The organism is Mongoliibacter ruber, assembly GCF_003003005.1.
Classification (GTDB): Bacteria; Bacteroidota; Bacteroidia; order Cytophagales; family Cyclobacteriaceae; genus Mongoliibacter; species Mongoliibacter ruber.
Genome location: NZ_PVTR01000002.1, coordinates 76,517 through 95,754, shown reverse-complemented (window position 1 = coordinate 95,754; position 19,238 = coordinate 76,517). Strand labels below are relative to the sequence as shown.

At 38.0% G+C, this 19,238-nt stretch carries 11 protein-coding genes; 2 read left to right on the top strand and 9 right to left on the bottom strand.

All coding sequences use genetic code 11. The features are described from left to right. Positions 1–9 precede the first annotated feature (9 nt). From CLW00_RS03730 to CLW00_RS03700, 7 genes are all read right to left on the bottom strand, one after another. Positions 10–1,365 carry a vanadium-dependent haloperoxidase gene (locus CLW00_RS03730; protein ID WP_245917162.1) on the bottom strand — a complete coding sequence of 452 codons (1,356 nt, stop codon included), beginning with the start codon at positions 1,363–1,365 and terminating at the stop codon, positions 10–12. Then, complete coding sequence (locus CLW00_RS03725) at positions 1,355–4,489, bottom strand: VCBS repeat-containing protein (RefSeq protein ID WP_245917161.1); 3,135 nt, start codon at positions 4,487–4,489, stop codon at positions 1,355–1,357. The genes CLW00_RS03730 and CLW00_RS03725 overlap by 11 nt, the downstream gene beginning before the upstream one ends. A 294-nt stretch (positions 4,490–4,783) precedes the next feature. Next, positions 4,784–6,640 (bottom strand): RagB/SusD family nutrient uptake outer membrane protein, encoded by a 1,857-nt coding sequence (locus CLW00_RS03720; protein ID WP_106132664.1) that lies wholly within the window; start codon positions 6,638–6,640, stop codon positions 4,784–4,786. A gap of 14 nt (positions 6,641–6,654) precedes the next feature. Then, positions 6,655–9,756, bottom strand: coding sequence for a SusC/RagA family TonB-linked outer membrane protein (locus tag CLW00_RS03715; protein WP_106132663.1), 3,102 nt, complete (start codon positions 9,754–9,756; stop codon positions 6,655–6,657). 542 nt (positions 9,757–10,298) lie between these two features. Beyond that, entirely contained in the window at positions 10,299–11,330 is a 1,032-nt protein-coding gene (locus CLW00_RS03710) for a FecR family protein (RefSeq protein ID WP_106132316.1), read from the bottom strand. A 69-nt stretch (positions 11,331–11,399) separates the two neighbouring features. After that, complete coding sequence (locus tag CLW00_RS03705) at positions 11,400–12,035, bottom strand: RNA polymerase sigma factor (protein ID WP_106132315.1); 636 nt, start codon at positions 12,033–12,035, stop codon at positions 11,400–11,402. Between the two features lie 249 nt (positions 12,036–12,284). Continuing rightward, a complete protein-coding gene (locus CLW00_RS03700) occupies positions 12,285–12,941 on the bottom strand; it encodes a Tll0287-like domain-containing protein (RefSeq protein WP_106132314.1) in 657 nt (218 codons plus the stop codon). Positions 12,942–13,117: 176 nt separating this feature from the next. Here CLW00_RS03700 and CLW00_RS03695 point away from each other — a divergent pair, with 176 nt between their 5' ends. Both CLW00_RS03695 and CLW00_RS03690 read left to right on the top strand, forming a co-directional pair. Beyond that, a complete protein-coding gene (locus tag CLW00_RS03695) occupies positions 13,118–15,925 on the top strand; it encodes a YCF48-related protein (RefSeq protein ID WP_106132313.1) in 2,808 nt (935 codons plus the stop codon). 204 nt (positions 15,926–16,129) lie between these two features. Then, entirely contained in the window at positions 16,130–17,380 is a 1,251-nt protein-coding gene (locus CLW00_RS03690) for a cystathionine gamma-synthase family protein (protein ID WP_106132312.1), read from the top strand. Positions 17,381–17,442: 62 nt separating this feature from the next. On the opposite strand, the gene CLW00_RS03685 is transcribed toward CLW00_RS03690, so the two are convergent. Both CLW00_RS03685 and prfA read right to left on the bottom strand, forming a co-directional pair. Beyond that, positions 17,443–17,982, bottom strand: a complete 540-nt coding sequence (locus CLW00_RS03685) for a GNAT family N-acetyltransferase (protein ID WP_106132311.1) — start codon at positions 17,980–17,982, stop codon at positions 17,443–17,445. Between the two features lie 82 nt (positions 17,983–18,064). Then, the gene (gene prfA / locus CLW00_RS03680; protein WP_106132310.1) at positions 18,065–19,141 is read right to left on the bottom strand and encodes a peptide chain release factor 1; all 1,077 of its coding nucleotides are present in this window, start codon (positions 19,139–19,141) and stop codon (positions 18,065–18,067) included. Between the last annotated feature and the right edge of the window lie 97 nt (positions 19,142–19,238).

The window sequence follows — 19,238 nt, the reverse complement described above, 5'->3', positions numbered from 1 at the left end:
ATGAAGAATTTAATTATTGTCAGCTATTATAACTTCGGTTAGACCTAATTTATTGACTATGTTAGAACCTATCTTTTTGCCTTGAACTTGGCCTTCTACGATACCATCTTTGAAGTGTATTCCTCCATAGAGCCTAGAAAACGATGCTTCTTGCGCAGCTTCTTTAAAGGAATTGAATTTTCTTGGATCCAGTCCGTATGCAACCTCCACTGTATCGACATATGCAAAATTTTCCATAAAAAATTTTGTTAGTATTTCAGCTGAAGCGGTTGAAACAACAGAATGGCCACTTAGGTATTCTGGAAATGGTGGTGTCTGTAGAAATGGTTTGTAACCAGGATCAATAAGTTTTCTTATTGCAATTTCAGGCCTTACTCGGTTACTTCGATATTTTTCATCCCAACAAGCAATAAAAGAATCAAATATCGTCATGGACAAAACTGCATTAATTTCCATAGTTTTTTCAAAACTTAAATTTGCAAGCTTGCATGCAATATTGGCAATTCCTATCCAATGGGCGCCAGGTGAGATTTTTTTTAACCCAATTAACAAATGCCCATTTTCATCTAAGGCAAAAGGGTTACAATCCCAAAAAGCAGCGATCAACAATTGTTCTTCTGATAAATTTTGGTCATATACTTCTAATGCTAAATGGAAAAATTTGCTCTCAGCTTCTTCTTCATAGGGAACTGGTAGCTCGGGTACGAACTGATTTGCTGAGTCAAGAAAAAAAGGCCTTAAAGTGTTAAAGTATGGTTCTACAGCGGGGAAATATCCAGGAGGGGTAGCAACCCAATTTCCTTGTAGCGAACTTGTTTCGTATCTGGGCAAAGAGCTAATTAGTCTATACCCATCTGTATTGGCATACTCAATTATATGCATGGCGATAGCTTTGCTATAAGAATCAGTGGATCTCAATATTTTTTTAGAGATACCTTTTGAAAGAGCTGTTTTTTTAATGTTATCTAGATGCTTTTCCAAGTTATCCCCGGATGGTAGAAGTAGTTTAGCGGTTTGAGTCATTGATAAAATAGCTGCCAGCTGATAATTTACATCCTCATTGTCTAATATATCTGTAGGCCTATTATATTCTTCTAAAGATTCAAATATATTATGCCCAAAGTCTGGATTTAATGCCTGAAGACCTGCAAGACTTATATATGCATAAAATCTACTTGCCAAAGGAGGGTTGGTTACATCATGTACCATAACAGCTGTGACTTCCCCCATAATGTTTGCAATATCTTTATTCGTATATTTCTCTATCTCTTTTCCGAAATGGCATGAAGACAAAATACACACCATAATCGTAGTAAGTAAATGTAATACTTGTAAATCACCGAGACTTTGAAATCTAATATTCATAAACCTGAAGTGCTTGGCCCATAATATTTACAATAATTTTTTTCTCCCCAATTCTTAATGCATTTCTAGAATCACCAATAATATTAAACCCAGAAATGGATTGAGGAATGTATTCAGGTTTTGACAGGTCATTCAATTTGACTAAGACTCCGTGATTTGCATCTTGCTTACCAATTCTTAATTTAGAGTTTTCTTGATTTCCAAAGAAAAGTAAATATCGATTAGAGACATGTTCTATAAACAAGATTTTGTGAACTGGGGAATATTGAACTTCAAGAGGAAGTTCAACTTCTTCAAATATGTCTTTGCTGTCAAGAACAAACATTTTTGTATCGAGGGATAAGGCTCTTCGGTATCCATAGTCTTTAAATTCATTCGGTGTAAAAAGATCTTCTATCTTAGCATTTGCATAGCTCTCATAGGTGGTAAATCCTGACTTCTTATATATGAATTGATCCAAAAATTCATCTCTCGTTAAATAAGGGTAAGAAACGCCCTGAATAAAAGTGGTTAATATTGGATCTACCGACCCATTATCATCAAAGTCTTTGAAGTATAGCTCAACTGGTTCTTTCGTGTTCGCTTTTATTTGGCTATTCAATCCATAATTACCAGCGATAAGTACTATTTTCCCATCGATTTCCTCTAATTGAATTGTATTCCACCAACCTGTGGTTTCGTGAGTAAAGTATTGATCTGTGACATTTTCAAACTTTTCATCTTTTAAGGCAAAAATGCTGATTGGCATCCACTCACCCAATAGAATCAATTCTTTTTGGCCGTTTCTATTTAAGTCTACCCATTTGGCGTCTTTTACTATTCCAATATCAGCCAGTTCAGGAAAATATTTAGAGGTCATATCTTTAAAACTTCCATCCTGATTATTGATAAGAATTACACTAGTTTCAGAATGGGGATATTGGCCTGGTATTGCGCCAGAACCAACAAATAAATCTGGGTAGCCATCTCCATTTATATCATTGAATTCTACTGTTGTGGTAGGGTAATAATTTTCTGGCAGGGCATTCTTGCTCCAAACAAATCCACCATTGCCATCATTTAAGTAAAGCCGATCTTGAAATCTTTTATCACCCTTTATGAAATTCCCATATCCTCCACTCGCTACGTAGATATCTAAGAAACCATTACCGTTTGCATCAAAGATGGCGGCATCGACATCTTCATAATCAAGTGTTTCTTCTAAATTTCTCAGTTCCTTTGGCGTGAAATCACCATTTTTGTTTTGAAACAAAATTTGCGGTGCTTGTCCGAAAAGGCCGCCCACAAACACATCATCAAAACCATCTCCGTTTAGGTCTCCTTTGACCAATGCGATCTTGTCACCTGAAATAGGATTGGGTAGCAATGGTTGTCTTTTAAAATCATTAAACTCTGATTTTAAAGTAGGTTCTCCCAGCTCACCTGTATTTTTAAAAATAGCTTGATTATTTTTAGGAAGGCTTAAAAACGCCTGTTCTTGGCTGTTTTCTTGATCCAGAATGAGCAATGAGTTAATTTTCGGCTTTTTGATATTTTGATATTTTCCTCCTGGCCATATTATCATTAGAGAATCTATCTCGTTAATCTTCCCAAGACCAAAATGCAGCTTGAAAGAAACACTCGATTGATAACCTCTTGTAGGCATTTGTTCCTGTAATTGAATACCATTGCTGTTAAAGATGTATACTTTTGCACCTATACCATCAGGGTTATTTCCTTCACCTTTCAATTTTATTTGTATCCAGTTATTTTGTTTGGTTTCTTGGCTATTGTTTTTATAGATGAAAGAAGTGGCATCTATATTATTAATGATTAATTCCAAGTCACCGTCATTGTCTAAGTCAGCGTAAGCAGCTCCATTGCTATTTATGGGTTTGTAAAGGCCCCATTCGGAAGTTACATTATTAAACCCTCCTGCCTGATTATTTTGGAAAACATAATTTGAGATATCAGAGGAAGGAATATTAGATACTAAATCTAGAATATTATCCCGTTTTAGATTTCCTCTGTGATTTTGAACATAATCGCTCATGTACTTTAAAAAATCTAAATTTGTATAGTCTTTTCTATACCCATTACTGACAAACAAATCTTTCCATCCATCATTATCAAAGTCTGCAAATAATGCTGCCCAACTCCAATCCGTATTAGAAATTCCAGCAATCTGACCTATTTCACTAAATCTACCATTACCATGGTTTTGATGTAGCATATTGCGCATATATTGATAGTGTAGCCCTGCATTGACCATAAATTGGTGTTTTTCATAATTGTCAGGACTCATCAGTAATTTTTGACGTTTATTATCCTCGGGCAACATGTCGAGTGTGAAAATATCAATGAACCCATCATTATTAAAGTCTGCCAGTTCATTTCCCATAGAGAATTGAGAAATATGACCTAATGAAGTTTTGCTCCCTTCTGAAAAAGTTCCGTTCCCATTATTGAAATACAGATAGTCAGTGGCGGTGTAATCATTACTTACATATAAATCTGGATATCCATTTCCATTTAGATCAGCAGCTCCTATGCCTAAGCCGTATGAAAGTGCTGAGTTCTGAATACCAGCTTCCTCTGTCACCTCAACGAATTTCCCGTTATCGTTTCTGAATAACTGAGATCCAGAAGCATCCTTTTTACTCAATAAATCTTTGGTACTTGATTCGTCTAATACAGGTATTGATTTGGGATTGTGGTTTAGTAAAAACATATCCAAATCCCCATCCAAATCATAATCAAAAAATAAGGCTTGAGTAGAATATGAGTCTATGTCAAGACCAAATTCTACAGCCTTTTCTTTGAAAAAAGGAATACCTTCATCATTTAGACCTTGATGAATAAACAATTGGTTTCGCCTTTTGTCAGATGGTAAATTGCCTGAATAACACACATAGATATCAAGCCAACCATCACCATTCACATCGGCCATGGAAACGCCTGTTGTCCATGGACCTTCTCTGCCTTGTACTCCAGCTTTTGCTGTTATGTCTTCAAACTTTAAATTTCCTTTGTTTAAATACAAAGCATTCGATACCATGTTTCCGGAAAAATATATATCATCTAGGCCATCATTGTTAAGATCGCCAATAGCGACACCACCGCCATTATAAAAATACTCGTACATCAATACATTTGTATTTGGTCCTTCCGTGAGTTGATTTCTAAAAGTCACTCCAGATTCATCAGGCTCCAATAAATCGAAAAGTCTGAAATTCTCCCTGCTTGATCCATCCAATGGTTCATTGCTAGTGTTTGAACAAGAAAATAGCAACAAAAGAGGGACAATGGTAATCAGAAGTAATTGGTACAATGATCTGTACATGGTGCGGAATTTGGTAGCGTTAAACAAAAAGAAGCAACTTAGCTGATTCACCCGAAGATGTCTGCTAAGCTGCTTGATTTCCAGATCAATTAATAATTAGTAACCGGGATTTTGAATCAGAAGAGAATTCCTGTTCATTTCATCAAAACTTATTGGCATCCAATACATTTTATCAAGCCATAATCTATTTTCTTTTCCAGGATCTATATCAATTAAAGAATAGGAATAATCGTACAATTCGGTATCATATCTATATGTCACATTGGACTTGCCCGGCTTTAAGGTACCCCTTATCTGAATACCATTGGCTTGCCTTCCCAAGGTCTCCGGAGCAATCATCCATCTTCTGGTATCATAATAGCGCTGCTCTTCAAAAGCCATTTCGACCCTTCTTTCATTTCGATAATCTGCGATTAACTGATCTCCTGTAGAAGTAATGGCTGGCATACCCGCTCTATATCTGATTCTATTTAAATATGATTTTGCTTCCTCATATTCACCTAATTCGATACAAGCTTCTACATAATTGAGTACAACTTCTGTGACCCTAATTGCTGGCCAAGGAATCTCCTGCCATGTATTTTGATCCACGTGTGATGGGTCAGGTTCTACAAATTTCCGCACATAATATCCAGTGTACGAGCCGTTCCAATCTTCTATTGGGCTGTTTCTCGTATCCAAACCGAAATGAGTGACTTTTTGACCTGTAGCATTGGTAACTTCGTAGCTGCCAGTTTGAATTTGGCCAAGCGGATCCCTTGCTTGATTGGCGGGGGATCTAGGCTTCCATTGGGCTCCTTCATATAGAAAAGTACCATAAAACCTTGGGTCACGGTTTTCGTAGGGCTTAGCAGCAATTTCAGGATTATTCCAATCAAATTTGCTTCCATCCATCATCTCATAATCATCTACCAGCAGAGAAACTGGAGTATTTCCAGCCCAATTGTTGTATCCATTGGGACCGTTAAACAAGCCTTGACGTCCACCCCATTCAGGTTTGGAGTTTAAATAATATCTTCCGAAAATCATCTCATTTTCTCCACCATTCCTAGAAATAGAATTGTTGATATAGATATCAGTAGCTGCCTGAGGGTCCAAAGGTTCAGAAAGATTGAGCATATTACCTGATTGAAGATCCATGGCTGCCTTAGCTGCAATTTTTGCTTTTTGCCATCTTTCAGTTCTGTTTCCGGAAGTATAACCGATCAACTCTTTGTTTTCATAGCCAGAAATCACAGAAGATTTTGCTGATGCAGTCGGCATATCATGAAGATCGCTTGCAGCGTAGAGTAATACCCTAGATTTAAGGGCCAATGCTGCGACCTCATTTGCACGACCTCGTTGAAGATTTAAACCTTCAAGTAATTGAGCAGATCTGTCTAAATCGTTGATAATGAAATCAACACATTCTTCAAAAGTGTTTCTTTTCTTTTCAAAAGTATCATCGCTTAAAGTAGTCATTCCGTCAGCTATTGGAAATGATCCATAATTCCTCAACAACTGATGGTGAAAATATGCCCTCATGAATATCGCTTCCCCCAAAAGTCTATCTGCAATTCCTGATGTGTTATCAAATTTTGGGTCTGATAGATTCTCTATAGCAATATTTGCTGCACGTAACCTGTTGTAAAGGTTGGCCCAGCCCCTAGAATCATCAATCCAGCCTGGGTTTTGGGGATTTGATCTTGCTTCTGTTACCGTGTTTATATTCCGTCCCGGGTGAGTGAAGATAGCCTCATCAGTCAAAGACGCCAAGGCTTGTTCATTAAAGCCTCCCCAGACAAGTCCTCCGTAAATGTCTGTTACGAAAGCCTCAGCCAATCCAGCATCAGTCCAAACTGCTGATTCGGACACTTCTCCGAGTGGAACAGTATTCAGAAAATCATCATTGCAACTCCATATTGACAATGAAATCAAGGAGATAAGTATTGCTTTAATATTAAATTTTTTCATGGTAATGTTCATAATTAAAATGTCACAGAAAAACCACCATTAATAACTCTTGCTTGAGGGTAATATTGACCTGTTGAGTTATCTGACTCAGGGTCATATACTTTAAGTTTATCCCAGGTCAATAAATTCAACCCATTCATGTAAAGCCTGACATTGCTCATCCCCAGTCTGGTAGTAAGAGTTTCAGGAAGGGTATAGCCTATTTCCATATTTTTAAGCCTTATGTAATCAGTGCTTCTATACCAGTAAGTGTTGCCAGAAGAAAAGTATTGGTCACTTCTGTTGGCAATTCTTGGATGTACACTGCTTGGGTTGTCTATAGTCCATCGATTTTCATAGAAATCCAAAAGGTAGTTACCGATGTTTCCTGATTCTCCTGCACTAACTAAAGCCATAGCGCCTGCAGCTCCTTGAAATAATATCGAGACATCGATGTTTTTCCAACTTGCATTGAAATTCATGCCTCCCTGGAATCTTGGGATATTATTTCTGTCTAATCGTATTCTATCAAGAGGGGTTATCGCTCCATCACCGTCCACGTCCTTGAATTTCATATCGCCAGGGCGAAGCTCATTGGTAATTGCAGAATAATCAAGAGTGTTGCTATCAATATCTTGTTGATCTTTGAAAACACCATCATATACATATATTGGACCTGGAGAACCCATTGGCATTCCAGTAGATCTTTGCCAATCTGGAGCACCTGGAGGCTCATCCCAGAAAAGGATTTTATTTTTTGCATACCCACCATTTACACTCACAGCGTATCTGAATTCTCCTTTTTGACCCCTATATCCCAAATTGATATCAAAACCTTTATTCTCTACTTCACCTATATTTTCTGCGGGTAATAGAGATGAAAGACCTGTACTTTGAGGGACAGAGGCATTTTTTCGCCAAAGAATATTAGTCCTTTTATTGTAGAACAAATCAAATTCGAAGAATACTTTACCCTGGAATAATTGGCCTTCTACTCCGAGGTTTGAGTTATTAGCTACTTCCCATGTAATCATATCATTTGGCACTCTGGTCTCAAATAATGTCTTTGCTTCCTGACCTTCCAAAATGTGGCTTCTAAATCCGTAAGTAGATAGGAATTGGTATTGTTGGAAAACGCCATCGTAAAAGATTTGGTCATTACCCATCTGTCCCCACGAACCTCTTACTTTAAAGAAATCAAAATTGCTGAAATTATTTTTCCAGAAATTTTCTTCCGAAATAACCCATCCTGCCATTACACCAGGGAAGAATCCATACCTTGTTTCTTTTGGAAATATGTAGGATGCGTCATACCTCCAAAGGAATTCCAAAAGATATTTTTCTTTAAAATTATAGGCTACTCTTCCAAAATAATTGAGACGAGCTTGTTCAAATGCCGCACCCCCATTATTCTTTTCATCATCACCTCCGGCGAACATCTGATCTATGGCAGTTGAAATGAAAAATCTCCTATAGGCCCAAAAGTCATCACCTTTTACGGTTTCCTTGTTAGTTCCTGCGAGTACTTGCAGTCCGTGGTCTCCAAATTGTTTATCATATGAGAATACACCACCGAGTAGTATATTCAATTGGTTATTATTGGATTGGGTTAGCCTAGGTTCAGCTGGCCCTCTTTCGGTAGGTACTAGAATAGGTGTAGTTCCATCAGCTTCAAAACCACTTCCTCTTTGATACAGCGTCCAAGGTGTTTCCCACCTTTTTACAAACCTACTCAAATTATCCACCGCTGCAGTACCTGTAAACTTCAACCCGTCTATCCAAGGGATTTTGATATTCAAAGCTCCATTGGTTTGGAAATAATCTCTTGTGTCACGGTCATATCCTGTTGCATTCGTAGTGATTACTACTGGGTTTTCACCATTTTCTATATCTGGCCCTGGTCTTCCATCAGGCCAAAATGCGGGCTCATGAGGTTTACCTCTCATTTGCATCCTGAATATTGCTCCGGCACTCCTTGTTGGGAAAAATCTGGACTCTCGCCGTCCTAAGACACCAAGCTGAAGATCAACATACTCATTGATTTTGGCATCCAAGTTTAATCTCATATCATATTGTTGGTAGCCAGTAGCTGAATTTCTGTAATAAGCATCCTGATTTTGATAGCCCATAGATGCTAAATATTTGATGTTATCATTTCCTCCATTCAGCTGCAAGTTGTGTCTAACCTGAGGGGACCACGGTTTCAATGTGGCTGCAAACCAATCTGTATCTGGATAATTCCAAGGATCGGTCCCAGCTCTATGCATGGCTAAAGCTTCTTGACTAAAAGGAGCAGTTCTGACTTGACCATTTGGACGTGTGTAGACACTCTCATTTCGGAAAGCATTTGTGGCCGCTTGCCACTCATTAACAGGTAGTTCATATACACTCAGGTCATTTAACATCTCACCGTATTGTGCAGCATTAGCCAACGCTGGGATTACTGTAGGTTGTGCAAACCCTTGGTTAAATTGATATGAGAGTTCGGGCTTTCCGGATTGGCCTCTTTTTGTTGTGACCAAAATAACACCATTAGCTGCCCTCGCTCCATAAATTGCAGCCGCTGCATCTTTAAGTACTGAAATGGATTCGATATCGTTTGGATTTAATCTCTCAATACCTCCAGCTCTGGCGGGAATCCCATCTATAACTATTAATGCATCATTGTTTCCAAGGGTGTTAGAGCCTCTAATTCGTATACCTGAACCATCAAACCCCGGCTCACCACTTCTATTGACAGCAACTACCCCTGCCATTCTACCAGCTATAGAATTTGAAAGGTTCATGGCTGGAGATTTTACAAGTTCATTTCCTTTTACAGTGGCAACAGATCCTGTTATTGTTTCTTTTCTTTGCTCTCCATAACCCACTACTATTACCTCACCCAAAGATTTTAGATCAGTACTTAAAACTACATCATATACATTGCTGCTTGAGACTTGGATTTTTTTAGTTTCAAATCCAATAAAAGAAAACGCTAGTATAGACCCTTCTGCGGCATCAATGGAAAAATTGCCATCAATATCTGTAATGGTACCGTTGGTTGTGCCTTCGATTAATATAGAAACGCCTGGAAGTGGCTCTCCTTCATCATCTCGTACGACCCCCGTGATTACCTTATAATCGGCTTCCTCCATGACAAGAACCCTTTCTTTTTTAGTAATATTGAAAGCTGGTTTGACATGGATATTGTCGTTGATTTGGACAAATTGCAGTGAGCTTTGCTTGGAAATTGATTCCAAAACTTCGATTACTGGTTTGTTTTTTGTTTCAATAGTAACCTGACCGCTTACATCGACCAAATTATCATTGTAAGTAAATCTAAATTCGGTGTTGTTTTCAATTTCTTGGAAAGCTCTTTTTATGGGCTGATCCTTCAAATTGAGCGTTACTTTGACGTCTTCGATGGTCTTCCTTTGCGCATTGCTATTTTTTGCAATTAGAACTGTGCAAATAAATAACTGGATCGCGAAACCATACAATAATCTTTTCGACAGCATAATAAGTTGTCTGAGTAATTTTTTTTTCATAAGATTGAGTGGTTTAAGTGATTGAAACTTGAACTGTCTCCTAGGCAGCTTATACAATCTTTGCCTAGGACTTTCTAGCAGAAAGCTGTTCCCCCCAGAACACTTTCTGCTTCTTTTTTTAACTTGTGTTGTTTGTGATCATCATGAGTTTATTCGATATTGGATATAATTACTTTCTTATTTTTGATAGTGTAAGAAATCCCTGATGTGTGGCTCATCCCTTTTAGAATGTTTTCCAACATTTCATCATGATAAACCCCTGAATATGTCCATCTTGGGTTTACTGCACCCTTAATTTCAATTTCTACTCCATACCAGTTTTCTAATTTTTTCTTTACTGAGTAAAAATTTTCTTTTTTAAAAATGAGGTATTTATTTTTCCAGCCCAATACTTCTAAAGAGTCGAACCCGGTTTTTATAAAGGGTCCATTTTCCTTTATGACCAGCATTTCGTTGGGAAGAAGATTGACTTGATTTCCCGAATTGTCATTAATGCGAACTTTTCCACTCATGAGTGCTACTGCAACTTTACCATCTTCAGAATCTTTTACATTAAAGGAAGTTCCTAATACATTTATTTTTAAACCCTTGGAACTCACTATAAATGGTCTATCCTCTTTTTGAACCTCAAAAAAAGCTTCACCTTTTATAGCTACTGTTCTTGATGAGTCTGAAAATGTTTTTGGATAAGACAGTTCACTATTGGAATTCATAAATATTTTCGTTCCGTCGGAAAGTGTAACGATTGACTTTTTCCCACCTGGAACAATTTTAGTTACCCATTCTATTGGTTGTAAATTCAGTTCCTCAGTTTGTTGGGGAACAAAAATCATATCCCACGAAAGCCACATAAGGACGGTAATGAGGAAAACAGCTGCAACATTCCTTATTTGAAAAATACTCCACCAGGTTTTTTTATGCGGTTTGTTTACTGGATTATTTTCAGCTTGCAAAATGTTCTCAAATGTTTCAAGATAGAGCCGATCACTTATGGAGATCTTTTCTTTATAGTGAATAGATTTTATTATATCAGCTGCAGTAAATACAATATGTTTTCTTTCTGGATGCTGTTGAATCCATTTTTCCCAAAAATGTACGGTGTCTTCATCCCTGTTTTTCACCCAGTGGATGAAAAATTCATCTTTTAGAAAGTCGTCAATATCAAAATCTTCGTATTTCATTCAATTTTTATCAAATTTATGTTTAAGAAGGTGATGGTTGGTTTTTTGCCGAAAACAACCTCTTAATCATTACTGGTTTTTATCTTTCAATATATTCCTCATGCTATTAAGGGCTCTGTAAACTAATTTTCTTGCTGTTTTTACTTCATTGAAATCAAATACCTCAGCAATTTGCTTGTAGCTCAGGCCTTCCTGATAAAGTAGAAGTATGGCAAGTCTTTGTTTAGATGTCAACTGATTAAGGGCAGTTTCTAATTTTTCTTTTATTTCTATAGAGCACTCAGATTCAATCATTTTTGATTCAGAAGAAACCTCAATCAAAAAGCTGCCTTCTAGATCATTGGTATCCTTAAATTCCAGTTTTTTGTATTTGGATAGTTTTTTTAAGACTTCTCTATTCATGATTTTGAATAGATAAGCCTTGATACAATTCACTTTTGTAAGAGTGCCACGTTTACTTCTAAGTGAAATAAAAATATTTTGGATACAGTCTTGAACCACTGCCTCATCTCGTGTAAGCTGTGTTCCGTATCGAAATAAAACAGGTACATAGATCCTGTATAAATAATTAAAAGCAAGTTCATCTCCATAATCAAAAGCTTCCCAAACTTCGGGATCAGACTTTTTTCCGTATATCCGGAGGATATCACTGTTCTTAATAGATAAACTAGCTGAAGTGGTTGGTTTTTTGGGGTTAATTGCCATTCTGGATTGGTGGTTATTCTACAGCTATTATATATTAGAGTCAAAAAAATTAAGAAAGACCCCAAGAAACCTTGAATATTTTTCATTATAATTTTTTGACAGAATAATAATTGGTTATAAAATGTAAAAAATAAGTTTGAAACACATAAAAAACATAGAGACCAGAAAAAAAATGTAAATGTTATGTTGATTTTTACCTCAAAAAAATAAATTTTTTCGAAGAAACAATCCCTGAAATTCTTTGAATGTCTACTCCATCCTTTTTACTACTTCTTTTTTGGTCATCCTTATGCTCCACATTCCTCTTAGGTCACCGATTTGATGGCCTTTTGCTTTGTCTTCTGGATAAAGTTCATCTATTTTGTTCAAGGTTTCTTGAGCGATTTCCTTACCTGGCTCGCCATGACAATTCAGGCAGAGACCTCCAGGAATCTTGATGGCTTTCGTGTAAAGTAACACATCTCCATTCTCAAATTTCTGGACACTTGGCTCGCTTTCAAGGTTGTTCTCCATATTGTAAACATAAGTGTCCAAAATTCCAGCTTCGTATTCCTTCGGTGCATCTACAGGATTTCTGTAGTCGAAAGAAGCCCTGCGTACCTCAACATTGTATTTGTCACTTACCTCTTGTAGTATTGGAAGTGCTTCTACGTTACAAAATTCAATAGCCCCAGTAACACCTTTTTCTGCAATGGCTTCCTGAAGGGTCCCGATCAGAGCATCCTGTGCTTCTTGGCTGATTTCATTTCCCCATTTCATTGCAGCTTGTATCATTTCAGCTTCATTGACTTTGGTCACTTTCATGCTTTTATTGACCTCATCAAAAACTTCCCTGCTTACTCTTTCATTCGATCCACAAGAAAGAATTGCGAAAAATACTGGAATTAGGTAAATTATTTTTTTCATGGCGATTTTCTTCTTTTGTTAAAAATAGGTCTTAATTGGGAGTTTCTAAAATGATATTTGTTCTTTGTCAAAGAAATCTACAAGTGATATAGATGGGGAGGTAAAACCATTATATCCAAGCTGTTTCATTTTAGCCAATTAATCTTATTTTTGTGCATGCCCCTCATCTATACCCCATGAAAAAAGCTTTTTGTATTCTCTTAGTTTTTTTTCTATTTCAGGAAATAACCCTTGCGCAGTCTTGGAGAAGAGTAGGAGGTTGGGGCAATCAATTCACTGGTGTTGCCTGGGTCAATGAAGAGGTGGGTTTTATTTCAGGAAACCAAGTAATACTAAAAACCATTGATGGCGGCCTTAGCTGGACGGAACAAGAAGCTCCTACCAAGAACCGTATGATGGCAGTAGATTTTGCCAATGAAAGCTTAGGCTTAATGGTAGGAGAACAAGGTCAAGTTTATAGAACTAGCAATGGGGGCAATTCTTGGCAATTAGTTAATATTGGATCTTCTGTAAGCCTTAAAAAAGTAAAATTTCTAAGTGAAAATAGGGCTTATATAGTTGGGGAAAATGGAGAAACATACCGGTCTACCAATGGAGGACAGTCTTGGGCCAGACAAAATATCGGTACTACTGCAGACTTAAATTCTCTCTACTTCGCCAATTCAGATACAGGTTATGTCGCCGCTGAAAATGGTCAGGTGTTTAGAACTTTCAATGGTGGGAATAACTGGTCGGTAAGCAATACCAATCAAAATACGCCCCTTAATGACGTTCATTTTGTAAATGGGAAAGTTGGATATGCTGTTGGAAATGTTGGCACCATCTTGAAAACCTCAGATGCAGGAAATTCATGGGAGAGGATCAATTCAGGAACTGAAAGGAATCTTTTGGCAGTAGCATTTAACAGGACAAATACGAATTTTGGGACCATCACAGGTGAAAATGCCACCTTGATGAGGACTACCAATGCCGGACTTACTTTTGATGGAATCAATATCAATAATTCGGAGACATATGTTGATGCCAGTTTTAGGACTACCTCAAATCTTGTGTTTGCTGTCGGTAGCAATGGTTTTCTCATTTCTTCCACCAACTCCGGCCAAAGTTGGTCCTTGAGGTTATCAGGAAGGGAGATAGATTACACAGGAACCCAATTCAGGACCGCCACTTTAGGTTATATCATAGGGCCAAATGGAAGGGTTTTTTCAACCAATAATGGAGGAAATACGCTTGTAGACAGGTCTCGACCATTATCGGTAGTTTTTAATGACTTGTTTTTCACTACAAATGCATTTGGTTATATCGCTGGTGAAAATGGGAATATCCTCAGGACGACCAACTCTGGTGGGAATTGGACCTCACTGAATCCAGGTACTAATAACAACATTAATGGTCTTTTCTTTTTCAACAACAATCTGGGCTATGCAGTGGGGGATGCTGGTTTTTTGGCAAGGACAGAAAATGCAGGTGTCAATTGGGAAACAATCAATATAGGCAACAGTAATTTTAATTTTAGGTCAATTGCTTTTTTTGATCCAGAATCTGGGATCGTGATAGGTTCAGGTGGCTTTGTGGCTGTATTAGAGGATGGAGAGTGGAAGAGAATCACTTCAGGTACAAATCAAAACCTCAATGGTCTTGCAATGCTTGACGAACAAACAGCTGTAGCCATCGGTAGTGGAGGGGCAATTATTAAGACTGAAAATAAAGGAATTACCTGGACAAGGATCAATACCACTTTTAATCAAAATCTAAGTGCAATTGAGTTTTTGGATGAGTCGGTCGGTTTTATTGCTGGAGAAAGAGGTTTGATTATCCAAACAAAGGATGGTGGGGAGAATTGGGAGCGATTGGTTACTTCAACTTTCCAGGACTTCACTGGAATCAGCTTTGGGACGCTCAGTAATGGTTTTGCAGTAGGGGAAAAAGGCAGTTTGTTTAATTATGATTGTCAGGTGCCAGAAACTCCAACGGTGATTTTTGGAGAAAATAATATTTGCTTGAGTCAGCAAGTATATACTGTTCAAGAGGCAGTTGAATTGGATACAGAGTTTGAATGGAGAGTAGATGGTGGGACGATTTTGGAAGGTCAGGGCACTACAAGAATTGTAGTAGCTTGGGATGTACCCGGAAGAAATGCTGTATTGGTGAGGGGGCAGAATTTCTGTGGCAACGGCGGAACTACAGGTTTAGAGGTGCTAGTGTCTACTGAACCGGAAATGATCGACGAAATAGAAGGCGAAGGTGCGGTATGTTTAGAAAGCTTCATGGAGTACAGCATAGAAGATATTCCAGGTACTAATTTTATTTGGGAAGTGAGTGGAGGACTGATTACTGAGGGTCAAGGTACCAATAGGATTTTGGTAAGGTGGATCAATGTCAGTGACCAGTCGGTAAGTGTGACCCCAAGTAATCCATGTGGAAATGGGGAGACTTTTGTGAAAGAAATTATGGTGCAGACACCACCTCAAATGCCATCTGTAATATCGGGACCGGAAATGGTAGGCCTTACAGAGGAAGAGTACTCCGTAGTCAATGTGGCTGAAGTAAACTATCAATGGCAAATCAGTGGGCAAGGCGGAAGGATAGTGGATGGACAAGGAACAAGTCAGGTTACTGTTCAATGGGAACGAGAGGGTGATTTTACCATTTCTGTTACTCCTGAAAATGGTTGTGATGAAGGTGAAACCAGAACTTTGCCAGTCAATGTCAACCTTATTACCTCTATTGTCGAAAGACCTTTTGAAACGGAGTCTGTAAGCTTATACCCAAACCCTTCTTCAGGTGAGTTTAACTTAAAATTGAGAGGTATATCAGGGATTCGTAAGATCAGTATTCACAATGCTTTGGGGCAAACCTTAAATGAAGTGGTACCTGTTGAGGGTATGTTTGAATTTAAATTTGACAATATGCCCAAAGGTTTACATACCATCAGTATACAAACAAGAGACAAAGAAATTTTTAAGAAAATATTGGTAAAATAGAGTGGCCTAATTTCTTGAATCGAAAACAGGATTTTTTGAAAAATTTCAATATAATGTTTTACTGAATTTGAATAGGATGTATTTTGTTTTGAGAACAAAAAATATCCTATAGGTAGTATCTTTTTTTACAAAATATTATTTTTATTTCGGTCTTGTTAATTGTTAAGGTTTTGTGCTGATTTGTACTGATAAAACCCAAATATTATGAACAATAGATATTTCCAACCCGAAAGTCTGATGATGTCCCATGGTTACAAACCGGCATTGTCAGAGGGAGCAATAAAATGCCCGATTTTCCAGACTTCAACCTTTGTTTTCAACTCCGCAGAAGAGGGGAAAGCTTTTTTTGAGGTTGCGTATGGCCAAAGAGAAAAAGAGCCTAATGAGGAGCTTGGCCTGATATATTCAAGGTTAAATAATCCTGATTTACAGATTTTGGAAGAAAGGTTATGTCTGTGGGATGAAGCAGATGAATGTGCTGTTTTTGAGAGCGGTATGTCGGCGATTTCAACAGTCATGCTGGAGTTTTTACGTCCAGGAGATGCGATTTTATATAGCAAGCCTGTATATGGAGGAACAGATCATTTTATCAATAAAGTCTTGCCGGAGTACGGAATAACAGGTCATGGCTTTACCAATACCCAAAGTGAAGAAGAGGTTTTTCAAGACCTCAAAGGAAAGGGTTTAGAGCATAAAGTAAAAATGGTATATGTAGAGACACCGGCAAACCCGACCAATGCGCTTTTTGATTTGGAAGAGTGTAAAAAAATAGCAGATAGGTTAAGTACTTCAGATAAAGAAGTCGTGGTATGTGTAGACAATACTTATATGGGACCATTATGGCAGCATCCTTTGAAGCATGGAGCGGATTTGGTTGTTTATTCTGCGACCAAATACATTGGTGGCCATTCAGATTTGATAGCAGGCGCTGTATTGGGGAAGTCTAAGCATATGAAAAGAGTAAGGACCTTGCGTACTTTTTTGGGAAATATGGCGGGCCCTTGGACAGGTTGGTTATTGATGAGAAGTCTTGAGACTTTGAAAGTCAGGATGTCCAAGCAGGCGGAAAATACGGTAGAAGTTGCTCAATACCTTTCTCAACATCCTAAGGTTGAACAAGTCTATTATTTGGGGCACCTTGAGGAAGGAAGTAGGCAATATGCTATTTACAAGAAGCAGCACTCCAGTGCAGGAGCCATGCTTTCATTTGATATTAAAGGAGGAGAAGCTGAAGCATTCAAATTTTTGAACAACCTCAAATTGATCAAGCTGGCGGTATCCTTGGGTAGCACAGAGTCATTGGCAGAACATCCGGCTACCATGACCCACAGTGATGTGTCTAAAGAAGATAAGGATAGCATTGGTATTACTGAAAAATTGGTCAGGCTCTCCATTGGGGTGGAGCATCCCTCAGATATAATCTGGGACATTGAGCAAGCCCTCGAAAAGTGCTAATAAAAATGGCCTCTATGATTGGAGGCCATTTCTATTTTAAAGTGTAGAGCGAAGCATCAGGTTTAATCAAATTTTTCTACTTCATCTCTAATGATAACATACTGGAATAGATCACCCACTTTGCCATGTTTTATATATCCATGGCGGATAATTGCTTCCGGCTCAAATCCTGCATTTTCGAGTACTCTCATACAGGTTACGTTGGAATCATAAACCTGAGCAAATATCCTTTTGATTTCAGGGAATTTATCTAGTGCATACTCTGTAAACAAAGTTACAGCCTCTGTGGCAATGCCTTTTCCCCAAAAAGCTTCCCCTAGCCAGAAACCAATCTCCATATTTGTTCGGAGTTCATCTTTGCCAATTTCGCAGCCTACAGAACCTGCGAGATTACCTTCAAATTCTATTGCAAAATTCTGTGCAGGATTGAATTTTTGATTGTGTTCAATCCAATGTCTGGCATCATGAATGGTATAAGGTGAGGGGAAACTATCACGAAGATTCTTCGCAATATTTGGGTTATTTGCCAATGGGTAGAGATTGTGAAAATGCTTTTCATTCCAGCTAACCAGCTCAATATTATTCTTTCCGCTTATCTTCATGTAAAAATCAGGTTTCTTAACCTTAAGGTAACGCCCTTTTTACGAGAATCCATAAAAAGAAATGCGGTTTTTTGTAAATAAACTATTCTTCCAAACCCGAAGTGTTCATTTTCTCAAGATTTTCGGCCAGTCTTAAGGCTGAAATAAATTCTTCAATGTTGCCATCCATGACATTGGGAAGGTTATAGACAGTTTTATTAATTCTGTGATCTGTGACTCTACCTTGTGGGTAATTATAGGTTCTGATTTTATCAGATCTATCTCCAGAACCAACCATTGACTTCCGTTGCGCCCCCACAGCATCATTATGCTTTGCGAGTTCAATCTCATAGAGTCTTGAACGAAGTACTTTTAGGGCTTTTTCAAAGTTTTTGATCTGAGATTTTTCATCTTGACAAGTCACTACAAGTCCAGATGGATTATGTGTCAGCCTCACCGCCGAATATGTGGTATTTACAGATTGACCTCCCGGTCCTGATGAACAGTAAGTGTCTTTTCGGACATCATTCATGTTGATATCTACTTCGACTTCATCCATTTCGGGTAGGACAGCTACTGATGCAGCTGATGTATGTACCCTTCCTTGTGTCTCAGTGGTAGGAACCCTTTGTACACGGTGTACGCCAGACTCAAATTTCATCATACCATATACATCAGCTCCTGTGATAGTGCTGATGATTTCTTTGTATCCACCCGAAGATCCAAAGGTCAAATCCAGTACCGTAAGTTTCCAACCCTGTTTTTCACAGAATCTTTCATACATTCTAAAAAGATCTCCTGCAAAAATAGCGGCTTCATCTCCTCCGGTTCCACCTCTGATTTCAAGTATACAGTTCTTTGAGTCGTTGGGATCCTTTGGAATCAATTGCTGTTTGAGTTTCTCCTCTAAGATATTTTCATTCTTGCGAAGTTCATCAAGTTCTGACTTAGCCATTTCCCTGAAATCCGGATCTTTTTCTTTATCCAATATTTCTTTCGTGCTCTTGATGTTATCAATGATCAGTTTATATTGGTCATAAAGCTCCACCACTTTTTCTAAATCTTTGTATTCCTTGGTCAGCTTCGTGTATTTACTCATGTCGGTCATTGCATCTGGTTGGATGATCAATTGACCCACTTCTATAAATCTATCTTTGAGCGCCTGTAATTTGTCAAGCATGTTGTATTAATTTTTAGGTTGGCAAAATTAGTAAAATTTCCGGGAAGCACATTTTGGTTCAATTGAAAAGAAATTTTACCTTACTTGTAGCTTTTAA